Here is a 15,227-nt window from a genome sequence, read left to right as displayed (position 1 = left end):
AGATCACAATTCGATTCTCTGCGAAAACTGCTCTCATTCACTTCGCTTCCTCTCGTTTTGGTGATATTTCCTATCTGTTTACAAGGATTATTATAGCGACAGTCTTCTGCTTTGTCCAATATAGAAAATTGATGGCTGGTTATAGGGTTTTCCTATAGCTATTCTTTATCGCCAATATTTTTTCTTCTGAAATTTCTATATCCAATCATGCTACATAAAACAAGATAACAAATGCAATTCATCTCCCACAAGATGGGACTCGCAGCTTGCGAAAAGCCTTTTTCAAACACACTCCAGAGAGTCAAAGCGGATATTCGCAATCCGCTTCGCTACTTGCTCATAACCGAATAGCTGCTTCGCAGCTTATCAGGAGTGGCTTGTACCACTCCTGATACAAGCAAGTCCCCACCCACTGCTTATTGCTTTTCGCAATGGAAGCAGGGGACTTACTTGATTCGGTTAAAGTCTTCTTGTTTCTCCTTTTTTACAGCACAAGCTCCTTATATTTCCGAATTTCTTCCAAATACTGCTGTCCCAGTGCGCTGATCGACATACCCTTCCTGGAAATATAACCGATCATCATGTTTTCCTCCGCGTGAAGCGGCACAGCGCGGTAGTCACTGCCGTTTAATTCCTCACAGATAATGCCGGAGCAAAGCGTATAACCATTCAGTCCGACCATCAGATTCAGCATGGTCGCACGGTCATTTGCCTTAATGATTCTCTTATATTCATACGTCGAAAGCACTTCCTCTGCCAGGAAGAACGAATTGTTGCTTCCCTGATCAAATGACAGGCATGGATATTCCTTCAGCTCCTCCATGGTGATCTCCGCCTGATCCGCAAGCGGATGATCTTTCCATAGATAGACGTACGTTCCGCAGGAAAACAGGTCGTGAAACTCGAGGTTATTATCCTTCAGCAGCTTGTTCAGCACCTTCGCATTAAAGTCATTCCGATACAAAATCCCAAGCTCACTCTTGAAGTTTTTTACATCCATCAGCACATCGTACGTTCTCGTCTCATAAACCGCAAACTCGTACTCATCCATACCAAACTGCTTCACCAGCTCCACAAACGCCTTTACGGCAAAACTGTAATGCTGCATCGACACGCTGAATTTTTTCTTTCCCTTGGTGCGATAAATATAGCGGTTCTCGAGAAGCTGATACTGGTCTGTGACCTGACGTGCGTAACCCAGAAACTCCTCGCCCTCCGGGGTCAGTACTGTTCCGTGGCTGCTGCGCTTGAACAGCTCAATTCCAATCTCTTTTTCCAGCTCCTTGATTGCTCCGGAGAGACTCGGCTGTGAAATATAGAGTGCCTTTGCCGCCTCATTCATGGATCTGGAATCTGCGGCCCGAATTACGTAGCGAAGCTGTTGTAATGTCATAAGTAAAGTTCCCTTTCTGGTATAAATTAATATGCGAAACTGCCATTCGCGGTGGAGAGAAAATGCCGCGGATGGCAGTGTTCGCTGATATCTATTATTTTAAAATCTGAAGCTGTTCCCTTTTATTTGGCAAACAGGGCTGTGGAATAGTATCTGTCTCCGTTATCCGGCAGGAGCACAACGATGGTTTTGCCTTTATTTTCCTCTCGTTTTGCGAGCTGGATCGCCGCATACAGAGCTGCTCCGGAGGAAATTCCTGCGAGAATCGCTTCCTCGGCTGCCAGATATCTTCCGGTCTCGAAAGCGTCCTCATTTTCTACTTTGATGATTTCATCGTAAATGCTGGTGTTCAGTGTATCCGGCACAAAGCCTGCGCCAATTCCCTGGATTTTGTGCGGTCCGGAAACGCCGTCGGACAGTACCGGGGAGGATGCCGGTTCTACTGCTACGATTTTTACTTCCGGTTTTTTCTCTTTTAAATATTCACCCGTTCCGGTGATGGTTCCGCCGGTGCCGACACCTGCAACAAAGATATCAACCTCTCCGTCGGTGTCTTCCCAGATCTCCGGTCCTGTTGTCTTTTTGTGGGTTGCCGGGTTTGCCGGGTTCACAAACTGGCCTGCGATAAAGCTGTTCGGAATCTCTTTGGCAAGCTCATCGGCTTTCTCGATTGCACCCTTCATTCCCTTCGTTCCATCGGTCAGAACAACTTCTGCGCCGTATGCTTTTACGATATTGCGGCGCTCCACACTCATTGTCTCCGGCATGGTAAGGATCATGCGATAGCCTTTTACGGTTGCTGCCGCTGCCAGTCCGATTCCAGTGTTTCCGGAGGTCGGCTCAATGATAACCGAGCCTTCTTTTAAGAGACCTTTTGCCTCAGCGTCCTCGATCATCGCTTTTGCAATACGGTCTTTTACGCTACCTGCCGGGTTAAAGGATTCTACCTTCGCGATCAGTTTCGCCTGCAGTCCTTCTTTTTCTTCAATTCTTTTCAACTCTACCAGCGGTGTCTTTCCCACAAGATCCAGAATGCTGTCATATACCTTTGCCATCGTTGATTTCCTCCTTACTTTTGCGCTCTTTTCTCTATTTCCTTATTTCCTATTGAGTTTGTATGTTTTAAGTTGGTTCCATCTTATTCCAGTTGGATGGAAATGTCAACACATTTCACTGGTATGATTAGAAAAAATCCTTACACTCCCTTTGCCAGGGCAATACTGACCGCCATTCCGACAAGAGAAGAGAACAAGGCGCCCGCCAATGTGTACCGTGTTTTTTTGATCTGCACCGCGCCAAAATAGACTGCCATGGTATAAAAAACCGTCTCCGTGCACGACATCATAATCGATGCCGCCCGTCCGGCAAAGGAGTCACAGCCCGCCTCTTTGTAGAGATCCAGCAGAAGACCCACCGCCGCGCTGTTGGAAAAGAGACGCACAACACCGAGCGGTACCAGCGCAGACGGGATTCCCGCCGGTTCCAGCACGGTTCCAAGCAGTTTTCCAAATTCCTCCAGAAATCCCGATGACCGCAGAACACCGACCGCTGCCATCAGCCCGATCAGAGTCGGCACAATACCGATCACTGTCCGCATGCCGTCCTTCGCCCCGTTCAGAAAATCGCCGAACACATCCTGTTTCATCAAAAGCCCCAGTCCGACCACATAAAAAATCAGCACGGGAACCATCAGATCTGAAAGCGCCGAAAGAAAACGCAAAAAATCCCCTCCCCAGAAAAATCCTATCAGATACACTCCGATACAATTTATTCCGCGGGCGGGGATTTATGTAATTTTATTTCACTTTAATCTGAAACAGACGCGCCATATACGTCTCCGGGAAGTGAATCTGCAGCGTCTTACTGTAGTCATCGTAATGGAACACATCACCGCATGCTTTCGGGTAAATGCAGGAAAACTCCAGCTCTTTCCCTGGGAATGCCCGGTTCAGCGGAACTTCAAAATCAGCCTCTCCGCCGCGTCTCCACACACCAAGATAAATTACATCTCCCGGCACACGGATTCCGGCTGCGAGGTGTTTTTCTTCATTGTCTGCCCATCCCATCGGCCAGAACGGAACGCCGTCCTTGATGCCGCTGCGGATCTCTTTGTAGCAGTCAATTCCCTCTTTTACAAGTTCAAACCGCTCCGGCGAAATTTCTGCGAGATGGCCGCTTTGGTGAATACGAAGCAGCAGCGCATTGACCATATTGAAAATAACTTCCTCTTTTGTGCCGTCCCGCAGCGGATATGACCAGATCGCCGCCTGCTCCGGCGTCACGCCGATGGCTGCATTCGCCGAAATCGTCGCATAATTGCGGTAATCCTCCTGATCGCTCGTCGACTGAATGCTGTTTCGCGCCAGCATCGCATAGTCCATCCGAAGACCGCCGCTCGAGCAGTTCTCAATGACAAGATCCGGATACTTTTTGTAGATACCATCCAGCCATGCCAGATACGCTCTCTCATGCTCCAGAAGACCGTCTCCAAAACTGTCTGCATCCACTTCCGTACCAATACCAGGCTCAATATTGTAGTCCATCTTGATATAGCCGACACCGTAGTCCCGTACCACACGGTCGATGACTTCGGTCACATGCTCAATCACAAGCGGATGACGGAAATCCAGCTGATAACGGCTTCTGTCATACACACGCTTGCCGTGGCGCAGGAAGAAGCACTCATCCGGCAGAATGGAAGCCTTCTTACAGTTGATACCCATAACCTCCAGCTCCAGCCAGACACCAGGAATCATGCCCTTCGAACGAATATAATCCGTCACCTCACGCACTCCATTCGGAAAGCGCTTTTTACTCTCCTGCCACTCACCGACACTGTCCCACCAGTTGCCGTCCGCATACCAGCCGGCATCAATGACAAAATACTCACATCCGGCCTTCTCTGCCGCATCCACCAGCGGGAACTCTTTTTCTGTGGTCGGATCTCCAAACAGACAATTCATATAATCATTGAAAATAACCGGCAGATTTTCATTATCTTTGTTCGGACGGCGGATCTTTCTGCGGTACTTCGTCAAAGTACCAATCGCTTCCTCGAAATCATCATGACCTACGCCGACAGCCACCGGAACCGTTGTAAAGGAATCTCCCGGCTTCAGGTTCTTCGACCAGTGTGACTGAATCTCTGTCGGACCGCTCACCGCCAGATAAAAATGGCAGTTCTGATCTCCGATCTCATAATGCCAGGAACCACTGTGGTCAATTTCAAAAAACAGACTCGAATCTGCCGCACTGTTTCCAATATATCCCATCGGCACATATTCCTTCGCCGACCAGTTGCCCGTATTCGTAATCTCAATCGTCTTCGAAGTTCTCTGATAATTATGCGGCTGCGTCTGCGCCATGCCAAGATCTGCAAACCGGTACTTCTTCACCGTCAGCTCCTTCTGCCATCCATTGTGAACCACAACCATCGACATCTTGTCATCCGAGCTGACAAGCTCTGGAATTCCCTCTTTCTGTTCCTTCTCAATACCCCAGTAACTAAAACTCGAGATGTACTCCAGTGTCTGGTCTTCCTTTCCTTCGTTCGTCACTGTATTGTACATTCTCGCAACCGGAATCCCATCAAAAAACTGCATCACAGACTCCACCTTCGCGCCCGTCACATCGTCCGACTGCACAATCCGAAGCAGATCCCCGTTCTCATTTCTCTCCTCCGAAATCGAATCAAACTTCAGCATAAAGCCCGGAGCCGTCACAATATACTTATTTCCATGCTTCTCATACGGCCGGTTATACCCCGAAAAATTCACCTGCACCAGCTGGAAGCTCTCCTTAATCTGAGCTTCCCGCATTCCTTCCATCATCCACACTCCATCCGGCTTCCGGCAAAGATTCTCCGCGTCAAACGGTGCATGTGAAAAATGAAACAGCTTCAGCTGATTCTCTTCCGTCACCCCAAACACAATATGAATTCCATTCACATCATAACAAATCAGCTCTGCCTTGATCGGGGTCTCAATCCTGCTCGTCCATTTCTGCATCTTAAAAACCCTCCTTTGGAAATTTTTCTCATATTTCCAGCATATAACTTGTCCCCTCTAAAGTCCAGCACATTCTTGCTTTTTCCATCCTATTCTTTTCAACCATCTTGCGCCGATCCGCCCTTCAGGCGGATCCAGACTTTCCTCCCGTTCTCACTCCCAGCTCACGCGCCAGCCGTTATTTCACAACCCCAAACGTCGCAATCTCAAACTCCCGGAGTGTCACATGATACACCCCGTTCTCATCCGGGCAAAGTACCTCACCCTTCTCTTCCACTACATTACTGCGGTAAACCTCTTTCATCCAGCTCTCCTTTCGGAAGGAAAGCACCTCATCCTGCGGCATATTGTTCACAAACCGCACAAACAGATCGTTCTTCTCAAGTCCCTTCTTAAACGCCGTCAGATGAATTCCTTCCCCTTCAAAGCGGAGGAAGCTCATTTCCAGCGGCATCTCGCCCGATACGAGTTCCGGTTTTACCTGACCCGGCTTTCTGAGCCATGCTTTCGAAAGACCGGCCTGTGCTGCTGTCAGATCCTGCTGGAATGCGTAACCCTCGGTAAATGCCTCGCCCGTCTTACCGGCTGCATACGGCACAACTTCAAACTCCAGGGTAAACGTTCCGATCTGCTGCGCCTTTGGCGTCGGGAAATAACCCCAGTCACCCATCTCCGCAACGGAGCGAAGCAGCGTTACCGCAATCGCATTCTCCTCATCCGCCAGAACCTCATATTCATACAATCCGCGGTTTGCCACAAGAAGACCATTTGTCTCATCTTCCATTGCAGCAAAACACTGCTGTCTTTCACATCCGCAGGGATTCGTCCAGGTATCATTATGACGGTTATTTCTCTTTACAACCTCAAAGGCAGAATCTGCCAGATGCGTAGACGTATTCAGACCCGTCGGCATTACAACGCGGACTCTGTGATCCTTTGCCTGATTGCAGATCGTTGTTGCGACACGCAGACCTTTTCCCGATTTTTCCAGTGTCAGAACCGTCTTTACTTCCATCGGAACCAGTTCCTTCGAACGGTTTGCCACACGCGTATATGGGTCAATACACATCTCACGCTGTCTCTGCAGTTCCTCTCCCATACCGGACGGAATCATCATTTCGTGACAGATCTCAACTACCGTGCGGAATGCATTTTTCTCCACACAGCGAATCTCAGCTTTCATGCCTTTCGTTGTGACTGTCTGTTTTCCAGAGTCCTGAATATAAATATATTCATTTCCCATATCTCCGGTATCTTCATAGAATCCCAGATTTTCATACGTTCTTCCGGTTTCCTTATTCAAAATCTGGTAGGAACCGTCCTCATTGACCGTAACTTTCAGGTTTTCATTTTCCAGAACGCGCTCATTCGCAAAATCTGCAGAGGTTTCCTGGTTCTGATCCGGCTCTGCCTGCTCCAGATAATATGTTGCATATCCCATCGCCGGAACTTCTGCCTCAAACGTTACCAGCACCTTCTTTGCCATATATGGCTGACGGAACCGGTCATCCGGCAGATCATATCCGAAGGAAATTCCTGCATTTTCGATTTTTGCCGGAACTGCATTTCCGTTTGCATCGCGAAGCACCAGATTTGGCATTTCTACCGCCTCCGCCGCCTCATAACCATCCCATACAAACAGATTGTAATCGCGGAACAGGTGCAGTTCTTTTGCAATGACCTGTTTTTTCGCGGTACCAGAAGTATTCCATACAACGAACGGAATCTTTTCGCTGTTTCCAGGAAGTGCCGCGGTATTCACCTGATCGGTCAGATATTCTACACTCTCATCGTAAATCGCATCCGCCACCTGTCTGCTCTTCGCAAAGCGGGTTTTCATTTCTTCATTTACTTCATCGACGCTGCAGCCGCAGATGCTGTCATGCGGATGATTCTGCATCAGCTTTTTCCAGCTGTAAATCATCTGGTCTTCCGGGTATGCTTTGCCAAGCACCTCTGCCATGGCTGCCGCCGGTTCTGCTTTCCGCTCCAGCGCTGTTTCGCCGGCACGGTTGTCCACTTTCAGTCCCATCCAGGAAGAAGCGGTGTTTGCCAGGGTCCATCTTCCGTCTGTTTCCTGGCTTGTCAGCTCGCCCTTTACCGTAGAGAAATTCTCGGAAATTTCTTTTTCCATTGCCTTTACATAGGTTTTGAAATCCGAATGAATAAATTCAATGTCCGGGTACAGTTTCCGTGCGACACGGATTGCCTCGGTAATGTCCTTCTGCAATGGCTGATGGTCGCATCCGTTCATCATCAGAAGCTGATGTGTTGCCGCAAATCTTCTCGCATCGGCCAGTTTTTTGTCCCAGTAAACTTTTGCTTCTGCCTCATCCACCGGAATCTCCACTCCGTTGTTATACCAGTTTGCAAACAAAATACCCGGCAGTTTCGTTCCGTCCGGGGATGCCCACATCATTTCGGAATACGTGGACTCATACTGTCCTCCGGTTACCTCATTATTCGGTCCGATCGGTTTTACGCCGCGTCCGAACACAACCGCATCCATGCCCGCCTGCTTCAGCACCTGCGGCATCTGTCCCGCATTTCCGAATGCATCCGGGAAATAACCGACATTTCCGATCGCTCCGTAACGCGCTGCTTCCTGCATGCCGACCTGAAGATTGCGGACACATGCCTCACCGCTGGTCAGAAACTCATCCTGCAGAATGTACCACGGGCCAGTCTGGATTTTTCCTTCACGGACGCATTTTTCCACCTGCTCGCGTTTTTCCGGGCGCACTTCCAGGTAATCGTCCAGGGCAATCGTCTGTCCATCCAGGAAAAATCCGCCAAATTCCGGATCGTTCTCTGCTTTTTCCAAAATATTGTCTACCAGCTCAATCAGTTTCATTCTGTGTTTTTCAAAAGACTGATACCACTCTCTGTCCCAGTGGGAATGGGAAATAATATGAACAGTTGTTTTCATGATGTGTTTCCTCCTGTTATAAAAATGATTTTCAAACTTAAAACTCTTTCTATATTAAGTCTTGTTCCTGTATTGCCGTGTTGATTTGATATATCATATCATAAAAAAACGCAATGCTTCTGTCAAGTATTTCTACGTTTTTCCATGATTTTATATCATTTTCTTTTTATTTGATATATTATTTTTAGTTTGACTTATCTTTTTCCCGAGATTATAATACAAAGCAAGTCGATATCACACTTTTACAAATACAGTTGTCACCAATCATACTATTTGAGGAATTTTACAGACATGGATAGAAATAAAAGAATAACGAAACCCAAATATGAAATCATCAAAGAAGCTCTTTTAGAGCGCATCCGCACCGGACAGTTTTCTTCCGATGCCGTGTTCTGCACGGAAAAAATGCTCTCGGAGCAATATGAGGTAAGCCGCATCACAGCAAAGCGGGCGATTGAAGATCTGGAACAGCAGGGAATCCTGTATCGAAAACGCGGCGTTGGAAGCTTTGTCTCGCAGAAAATCCCACCGGTTTCCTCCTCCGCATCAGAAACCGACAGCAAATCAAAAATGGTTTCCCTGCTGCTTCCCTTTGCCACAACACAGGGAAACATTTCGGAAACGATTGGTTCCTTAAGTGCCGCACTGGCGGAAAAAGGATACTTTTTAAGCATTCATATCACCGGCTCTTCCTCTCCGAAGGAACGTGCCACACTGGAACTGCTCCGTTCTCAGAATATCGCCGGACTTGTCTACTATCCCAAGCGTGACAATATCCACCTGGAACAGTTAAACGATTTCCTGTTTGCAAACCGCCCGGTTGTCATCATCGACAAGCAGACCGACTGTCCGTATTTAAACAATGTTGTCTGCGACAATTACGATGGCGGACGGCAGCTCACCCGCCACCTTCTGGAACAAGGGCATCGCAACATCGCCTTTTTCACAACAGCTCCCCTTTCCGAAACCTCGTCGGTCCGTGATCGTTTCGGCGGATTTTTGCACGAAATAAAAGCCGCCGGAATCATGCCCGATTCCCGGCAGCTTATCACCTGGCCACATGCACTTTCTACAGAAGATGCCCTTTCAACAGAAATCACACCTTTTCAACAGCAGCTCCTTACCCTGCGGCAAAATGGAATTACTGCACTTCTCGCAGAAAATGACCAGGTTGCCGAACTCATCTTTCTCGCCTGCCGTACCATTGGCCTTAGGATTCCGGAAGATCTCTGCCTCTGTGGTTTTGATGACACGAGTCTCAGCCGGAGTCTTGAAATTACCTCTATTCATCAGGACTTTGAAAGCATCGGACGGGAAGCCAGCCGGATTCTCCTTTCCACACTGGAAAACCCTGCGGCGGAACCGGAAAAAATTGTACTGCCGGTGACACTTGTTCCCCGGGCATCCTCGCTTCGAATGATAAAAACAGAATCCTAAAACCAGATCATTTTTCATCTGAATTTTCTTCCAGAAATTTTCGGATCTTCTCTGGCGGCAGCAATGCATAAATACTTTTATGGAATGTTGCCGCCACTTCCAGTTCTCCGTAATATCCTGTACGCACATCACAATTTCCCTGGAACGCCTCCCGCAGTGTCGCATTCAGCGCTGCTCCCTCATCACTGTCCATAAAATCTTTCAGCATCCGGCAGCAGGTGTGCGTGTTTTCATAATAGCGGCGGTATGCCGGATGAAATTTCCGCATCCATCCGCTCACGGATACACAGAACAACGCCGTCGGATGGATCACCGGCTGATAAAGAAGACGCCATTTTTCCTGCTGTACTGGATCTACCGCAAACGCAAGCAAAGAAACTTTCAGCTCTTCCATAAAACCCGGATAATCTTCCTCCGTCAGAGAGATAATTTTCTGATTGCGCAGATACTGGTTGATATTCGTCGCATCAATCTGCTCCGGAGAAATGTACTGTAAATAACGGGACATCATTTTCAAATCCGTACCTGCGTGCTCAATCGTATGCTGTGTGATTTTCTGCCACAAAAACTGCTGATATTCCGTAACCGGCGTATCCAGATATGCCATCCACAAATACTGTGCCAGCAGCCGGGCATCCCGGGATTCCATCTGATTCCGGGTAGGATCCTCCGGGCAAAAATCGGTATCTGCAAGCATCCCCGCAAGCTGTTCAAGCGACTGGCACACAGGAAGCTGTCCGCTCAGACGATCCATTTCGCTGATCGTCTGCTGAATGGTAAGCATCTGCGACTGGAGTGCATTCAGCTGTTTATGCAGATAAAATGGTGTTGTGCGCGGCTTGTGAAGAATCGCGCGGATATCCGCCAGTGAAAGTCCTGCCTCGCGCAGCTTGCGGATGATAAAAAGTTTTTGAATATCTGCTTCTGAAAAATCATGGTAACCGTTATGTTCATCAACAACAGGCGAGATCATCTTCTGATCGATATAATAATAAACTGTCCTCCTGGACAATCCTGTTTTTTTGATTACTTCCTGAATTCTCATTGTTGCACCCCGTTTTTCCTTTTGTCCAGTCATTCCCCCGCATTCTGACTGTTTCTCTTTTTTTCACTCTTTTTCTTTCTGTTTTTCCGCTTTTTTCGTTTTGATTTTATAAAAGCATACACCTGGTGTATACTTTTGTTTCCTATTATATCCTGTTTTCCCTCAAAAAGCCACGTAACAATTCTCTTTTTCCATAGAAATCTTCTGCTTTTGAGAAAAGAATGCTGTTTATTTCTGAAAAAATTTGCATTGACTGTCCACCAACGATATCCCGTATAGTAAAGGAAAGGATTTGCAACAAAATTTAAGAGAAAGGAAATATCCCGTTTTTTGTATTCTCCAAAACGAATCATCATTCAAAGTCAAATGATTTTTCATGCAAAATTCATTTTTCTCCGAATCGTTAAAAAAATAAAAACTACAGCCTGCATAATCAGTTTTCATTGATACGAAAAAACGGGATCGGGTGAATGGTATGATGTTAAAAGATAAAGTTGCAATTGTTACCGGCGGAACCAGAGGCATCGGCTATGCCATTGTGCACAAATTTCTGCAGAACGGCGCGAAAGTCGTCCTGTTCGGATCCCGGGAAGAGACCGTTGCAAAAGCGGTTGCATCTTTAAAAGAAGAAAACCCGGACTGGGAAGTTTCCGGTGCATGGCCAAAGCTGACCGATGCAGCTGCCATGGTAGATGAGATCAACAAAGTCAAAGAAAAATACGGCAAAATCGATATTCTTGTGAACAACGCCGGTGTCTCAGACAGTACGCCAATTGACAAGTATACCGCAGAGCGCTTTGCCAGTGTCATGGATCTAAATGTCAACGCCATGATGAACGGCATCCTTCCAACCGTTGCTATTATGAAAGAACAGGGCGGCGGCTGTATTTTAAATACCAGCTCAATGGTCAGCATCTGCGGCCAGCCGGGCGGCGTTGCCTATCCATCCAGTAAATATGCGGTCAACGGTCTGACCTGGTCCCTCGCACGGGAACTTGGTCCTTTCCATATCCGTGTAAACGCGGTTGCACCTGGCATCACCCGTACCGATATGGTTGCCGCACTTCCAAAAGAAATGATCGATCCACTCATCAACCGCATTCCTCTTCGAAGAATTGGTGAGGCAGAAGACATTGCAAACGCATTCCTCTTCCTGGCAAGCGATATGGCTTCGTATGTAACCGGAGAAATTCTTTCCGTGGATGGTGCGATGAGATCCTGATTTATTTTTCATCCAGTTGTACACCATTTTCTGATTTTGAGGTTATCTGCGTAAAATCTATAGTTTTATGATAGAAAAAATCCTGCAAGACGTTAAACTATCTCTCAATCTTCCGCTTTCCATTTTGAAGATTGGGAGGCAGTTCATGTCCCACAGGATTTTTTCCTATATAGCAGCAGATATTCTCAATCCGATTCGCTGCTTATTGTTTTTCACCATGGAAGCAAGGGACTTCCTTGATTTGGTTAAATCATATTTGAAAACTTCTAAAGTGTCAGTCGACGTAGTTAGAAAAACAGCATCACCACTCCCAGCGCACAGAGCAAAATTCCCGTCATGCGGTTCAGCATTTTCACATTTGCCCCGTTAGCCCATTTCGCTCCAATCTGTGCAAAGACCAGGGTACTGATGACACAGGCAATCAGAATTGGAATGTCCGGCGCGCCGCCGATATAAAAATGAGAGATTGCACCGGTCAGAGCTGTAAAGGTCATAATAAAGACGCTCGTTCCAACTGCTGTTTTCAGCTCATATCCGAGCACGCTGGTCAGCACCAGAAGCAGCATCATGCCACCGCCTGCTCCGACAAATCCACAGATAAATCCAATCACAACACCGCAGAGAATCGACTGCTGGATTTTCTGTTTTTCTGATTTGTTTGCCTGTACTTCTTTCGTCGTCATGATCGGACGGATGATAAATTTCAGTCCGACAAACAGTGTCATCACTTTCGAAAATCCGCCCATGGTTCCATTTGGCACCAGCGAAGATACGAAGCTGCCGACCAGTGTAAAAATCAGAACAGATATCAGCATAATCACGCCATGGCGGATATCAATGTTTTTATTCTTTTTATAAGTCCAGGCACTTACTCCTGATGCCAGCACATCCGATGCCAGCGCAATGCCAATCGCCTGATAAGCCGGCATGTGTAAAAAGGTAATCAGCATCGGTGAAACAACGGCCGCTGCGGAGAGTCCCGCAAGTCCCGTGCCAAGGCCGGCGCCAAGACCAGCCACAATACATACGATAAGTTGTGTTATTGTCATAGTTTTTCTGTCATCCGCTTAGATCCGTTGCACTTTTCCTGTACTTTGCCATTTAGGGGCAGATGACTGTTTTCCTCCTCTTTCTGTTTTTGTTTTGTCTTATTTTTCTATTATGTTCTTCTCTCTGGCTTTCAGCGTTTTTATTTTTCCGTCACGTTCCTCCGAATCAGCTCGCATAATCTGAGAAATTCTTCCCTGTCTTCTCTGGAAATTCCGGAAAACAACGATTCTCCAAACGCTCTCTGGCAATCCTGTCCAAAGCGGATAATTTCTGATGCACTTTCTTCTAGCTTCAAATGCACTTTCTTGCGATCCGCCGCATCTGTTTCTTTTTGAATGTATCCTTTTTCACACAGCTTGTTCACTGCCAGTGAAACATGCGATTTCTGCATTTTCCGCACACGCACAATATCCACTGCAAGATCAAACTGGCTGTTATTCGCAAGAAACAGCAGAACATCCACTTCCGCAGCTGACAGATCATAACGCACCATGACCTTTTTTCGGTACTTGGCGTATTTTCGTTCTACCTCCACTGCAAATTGCCATTGTTCATCAAACATACTTTTTCACCTTCTTTTTTAACTTGATATTCTTATTTGTTCTATTTTGAACTTTTTGTATAATAGTTCTTTTTTGAACATTTGTCAAGGAGTGTACACGGAAAACGTTCGAACTTATAAATCTAAAGTATTTTTATAAAGTGCAGAAAATTATATTCTTGACTCTATAATTATTGTAGGGTTTACTATAATCGTAACATTCTACAACAGGAGGTTTCCCTATCATGGAACGAAACTTAACAACCGGCAGTATCTGGAAAAATATTTTCTATTTTTCGCTGCCTTATCTCTTATCGTATTTTCTGCAGACGCTCTACGGCATGGCAGATCTTTTCATCATCGGTCAGTTTGACGGTGCGGCCGGTACAACAGCCGTTTCCATCGGCAGTCAGGTTATGCATATGATTACCGTTATCATCGTGGGACTTGCCATGGGAACGACTGTCAGCATCGCGCAGGCCGTCGGCGCAAAAGATAAAAAGCAGGCATCACGCTGCACAGGAAATACCATCACTTTATTTCTCGGTGTTTCCGTCGTGCTGATGGTAATCCTGCTTCTTCTGGTAAAGCCGATCGTACTTGTGATGTCCACACCATCCGAAGCCGTTTCCGGCACCGTCGCTTATCTGACGATCTGTTTCATTGGTATTCCATTCATCACCGCGTATAATATCATCAGTTCCATCTTCCGTGGACTTGGTGATTCGAAAAGCCCGATGTACTTCATCGCAGTCGCATGTGCGGCCAATATCGCACTCGACTATCTCTTTATGGGCGCCCTGCATCTTGGTCCATCCGGTGCCGCGCTTGGAACCACGCTTTCCCAGACACTCAGCGTCATTCTGGCACTGATTGCGATCCGCAAACGTGATACCGGCATCCGTCTTACCCGGTCGGATCTCTCCCCTCAGACAGCTGTGATGGGACAGATTCTTAAAATCGGTGTTCCGATCGCCCTGCAGGATGGTTTTATTCAGATCGCCTTTATCATCATTACCATCATCGCTAACCGGCGCGGTCTGGAAGCAGCGGCTGCAGTCGGTATTGTAGAGAAAATCATCAGCTTCCTGTTCCTGATTCCATCTTCCATGCTTTCCACTGTTTCGGCGCTCGGCGCGCAGAACATCGGTGCTGGAAAGCAGAAGCGTGCCGAACAGACCATGTGGTGTGCTGCACTGATTGCTGTCGTTTTCGGACTGATCGTCGCTATTACGATTCAGTTTATTTCCGTTCCTGTGGTCGGTCTTTTCACAACAGATGCGGAGGTTGCACGCCTCGGCGGTCAGTATATCCGCGGTTATATCTGGGACTGCATTTTTGCTGGAGTCCACTTCACCTTCAGCGGCTATTTCTGTGCCTGCGGACGGTCGGAATTTTCCTTCCTGCACAATATCATTGCCATTCTGCTTGTTAGAATCCCCGGTGTGTATCTGACTTCCATCTGGTTCCCGGACACGCTGTTCCCGATGGGCATTACAACGGCATGTGGATCTCTGACCTCTATTATCCTCTGCCTGCTGGTGTTTCGGTACTTAAAGAAGAAACCGATTCGTACTGCTGTATAAATTTTCTTTGGAGATAT

At 47.1% G+C, this 15,227-nt stretch carries 12 protein-coding genes; 4 read left to right on the top strand and 8 right to left on the bottom strand.

The window, feature by feature from the left end; all coding sequences use genetic code 11:
• Positions 1-199 precede the first annotated feature (199 nt).
• A complete protein-coding gene (locus tag DW769_RS17415) occupies positions 200-343 on the top strand; it encodes a DUF6783 domain-containing protein (protein WP_416388132.1) in 144 nt (47 codons plus the stop codon).
• A 141-nt stretch (positions 344-484) separates the two neighbouring features.
• Here DW769_RS17415 and DW769_RS07610 read toward each other — a convergent pair whose 3' ends face one another.
• The 5 genes from DW769_RS07610 to DW769_RS07590 form a co-directional block, all read right to left on the bottom strand.
• The gene (locus DW769_RS07610) at positions 485-1,393 is read right to left on the bottom strand and encodes a LysR family transcriptional regulator (RefSeq protein WP_117804465.1); all 909 of its coding nucleotides are present in this window, start codon (positions 1,391-1,393) and stop codon (positions 485-487) included.
• A gap of 122 nt (positions 1,394-1,515) precedes the next feature.
• Positions 1,516-2,448 carry a cysteine synthase A gene (cysK, locus tag DW769_RS07605; protein WP_117804466.1) on the bottom strand — a complete coding sequence of 311 codons (933 nt, stop codon included), beginning with the start codon at positions 2,446-2,448 and terminating at the stop codon, positions 1,516-1,518.
• A gap of 140 nt (positions 2,449-2,588) precedes the next feature.
• Positions 2,589-3,113, bottom strand: a complete 525-nt coding sequence (locus DW769_RS07600) for a spore maturation protein (protein ID WP_117801829.1) — start codon at positions 3,111-3,113, stop codon at positions 2,589-2,591.
• Positions 3,114-3,189: 76 nt separating this feature from the next.
• Positions 3,190-5,400: a glycoside hydrolase family 36 protein gene (locus DW769_RS07595; RefSeq protein ID WP_118750195.1), complete on the bottom strand. Its 2,211-nt coding sequence runs from the start codon at positions 5,398-5,400 to the stop codon at positions 3,190-3,192.
• 178 nt (positions 5,401-5,578) lie between these two features.
• Entirely contained in the window at positions 5,579-8,329 is a 2,751-nt protein-coding gene (locus tag DW769_RS07590) for an alpha-mannosidase (RefSeq protein ID WP_118666636.1), read from the bottom strand.
• Positions 8,330-8,620: 291 nt separating this feature from the next.
• Between DW769_RS07590 and DW769_RS07585 the strand changes: the two genes are divergently transcribed.
• The gene (locus tag DW769_RS07585) at positions 8,621-9,766 is read left to right on the top strand and encodes a substrate-binding domain-containing protein (protein WP_055226181.1); all 1,146 of its coding nucleotides are present in this window, start codon (positions 8,621-8,623) and stop codon (positions 9,764-9,766) included.
• A gap of 7 nt (positions 9,767-9,773) precedes the next feature.
• Here DW769_RS07585 and DW769_RS07580 read toward each other — a convergent pair whose 3' ends face one another.
• Positions 9,774-10,811: a helix-turn-helix domain-containing protein gene (locus DW769_RS07580; protein WP_158579808.1), complete on the bottom strand. Its 1,038-nt coding sequence runs from the start codon at positions 10,809-10,811 to the stop codon at positions 9,774-9,776.
• A gap of 475 nt (positions 10,812-11,286) precedes the next feature.
• Here DW769_RS07580 and DW769_RS07570 point away from each other — a divergent pair, with 475 nt between their 5' ends.
• On the top strand, positions 11,287-12,033 hold the full coding sequence (locus DW769_RS07570) for an SDR family NAD(P)-dependent oxidoreductase (RefSeq protein WP_199596439.1): 747 nt from the start codon (positions 11,287-11,289) through the stop codon (positions 12,031-12,033).
• 287 nt (positions 12,034-12,320) lie between these two features.
• Here DW769_RS07570 and DW769_RS07565 read toward each other — a convergent pair whose 3' ends face one another.
• Together DW769_RS07565 and DW769_RS07560 are read right to left on the bottom strand one after the other, a co-directional pair.
• Positions 12,321-13,082: a sulfite exporter TauE/SafE family protein gene (locus DW769_RS07565; protein ID WP_118666633.1), complete on the bottom strand. Its 762-nt coding sequence runs from the start codon at positions 13,080-13,082 to the stop codon at positions 12,321-12,323.
• Between the two features lie 140 nt (positions 13,083-13,222).
• The gene (locus DW769_RS07560) at positions 13,223-13,645 is read right to left on the bottom strand and encodes a MarR family winged helix-turn-helix transcriptional regulator (RefSeq protein WP_117801822.1); all 423 of its coding nucleotides are present in this window, start codon (positions 13,643-13,645) and stop codon (positions 13,223-13,225) included.
• A gap of 224 nt (positions 13,646-13,869) precedes the next feature.
• Between DW769_RS07560 and DW769_RS07555 the strand changes: the two genes are divergently transcribed.
• Entirely contained in the window at positions 13,870-15,210 is a 1,341-nt protein-coding gene (locus DW769_RS07555; protein WP_117804471.1) for an MATE family efflux transporter, read from the top strand.
• Positions 15,211-15,227 lie beyond the last annotated feature (17 nt).

The sequence above is a fragment of the Blautia sp. AM29-29 genome, assembly GCF_003480555.1.
Classification (GTDB): Bacteria; Bacillota; Clostridia; order Lachnospirales; family Lachnospiraceae; genus Fusicatenibacter; species Fusicatenibacter saccharivorans.
Note: the sequence above shows the minus strand (reverse complement) of the source record. Positions and strands in the feature narration are given on the sequence as shown.

Excerpts from the sequence above, each read along its gene's own strand:
- DW769_RS07610 (WP_117804465.1), bottom strand. The coding sequence starts at position 1,393 with ATGACATTACAACAGCTTCGCTACGTAATTCGGGCCGCAGATTCCAGA.
- cysK (WP_117804466.1), bottom strand. The coding sequence starts at position 2,448 with ATGGCAAAGGTATATGACAGCATTCTGGATCTTGTGGGAAAGACACCG.
- DW769_RS07595 (WP_118750195.1), bottom strand. The coding sequence starts at position 5,400 with ATGCAGAAATGGACGAGCAGGATTGAGACCCCGATCAAGGCAGAGCTG.
- DW769_RS07590 (WP_118666636.1), bottom strand. The coding sequence starts at position 8,329 with ATGAAAACAACTGTTCATATTATTTCCCATTCCCACTGGGACAGAGAG.
- DW769_RS07585 (WP_055226181.1), top strand. The coding sequence starts at position 8,621 with ATGGATAGAAATAAAAGAATAACGAAACCCAAATATGAAATCATCAAA.
- DW769_RS07580 (WP_158579808.1), bottom strand. The coding sequence starts at position 10,811 with ATGAGAATTCAGGAAGTAATCAAAAAAACAGGATTGTCCAGGAGGACA.
- DW769_RS07570 (WP_199596439.1), top strand. The coding sequence starts at position 11,287 with ATGATGTTAAAAGATAAAGTTGCAATTGTTACCGGCGGAACCAGAGGC.
- DW769_RS07565 (WP_118666633.1), bottom strand. The coding sequence starts at position 13,082 with ATGACAATAACACAACTTATCGTATGTATTGTGGCTGGTCTTGGCGCC.
- DW769_RS07560 (WP_117801822.1), bottom strand. The coding sequence starts at position 13,645 with ATGTTTGATGAACAATGGCAATTTGCAGTGGAGGTAGAACGAAAATAC.
- DW769_RS07555 (WP_117804471.1), top strand. The coding sequence starts at position 13,870 with ATGGAACGAAACTTAACAACCGGCAGTATCTGGAAAAATATTTTCTAT.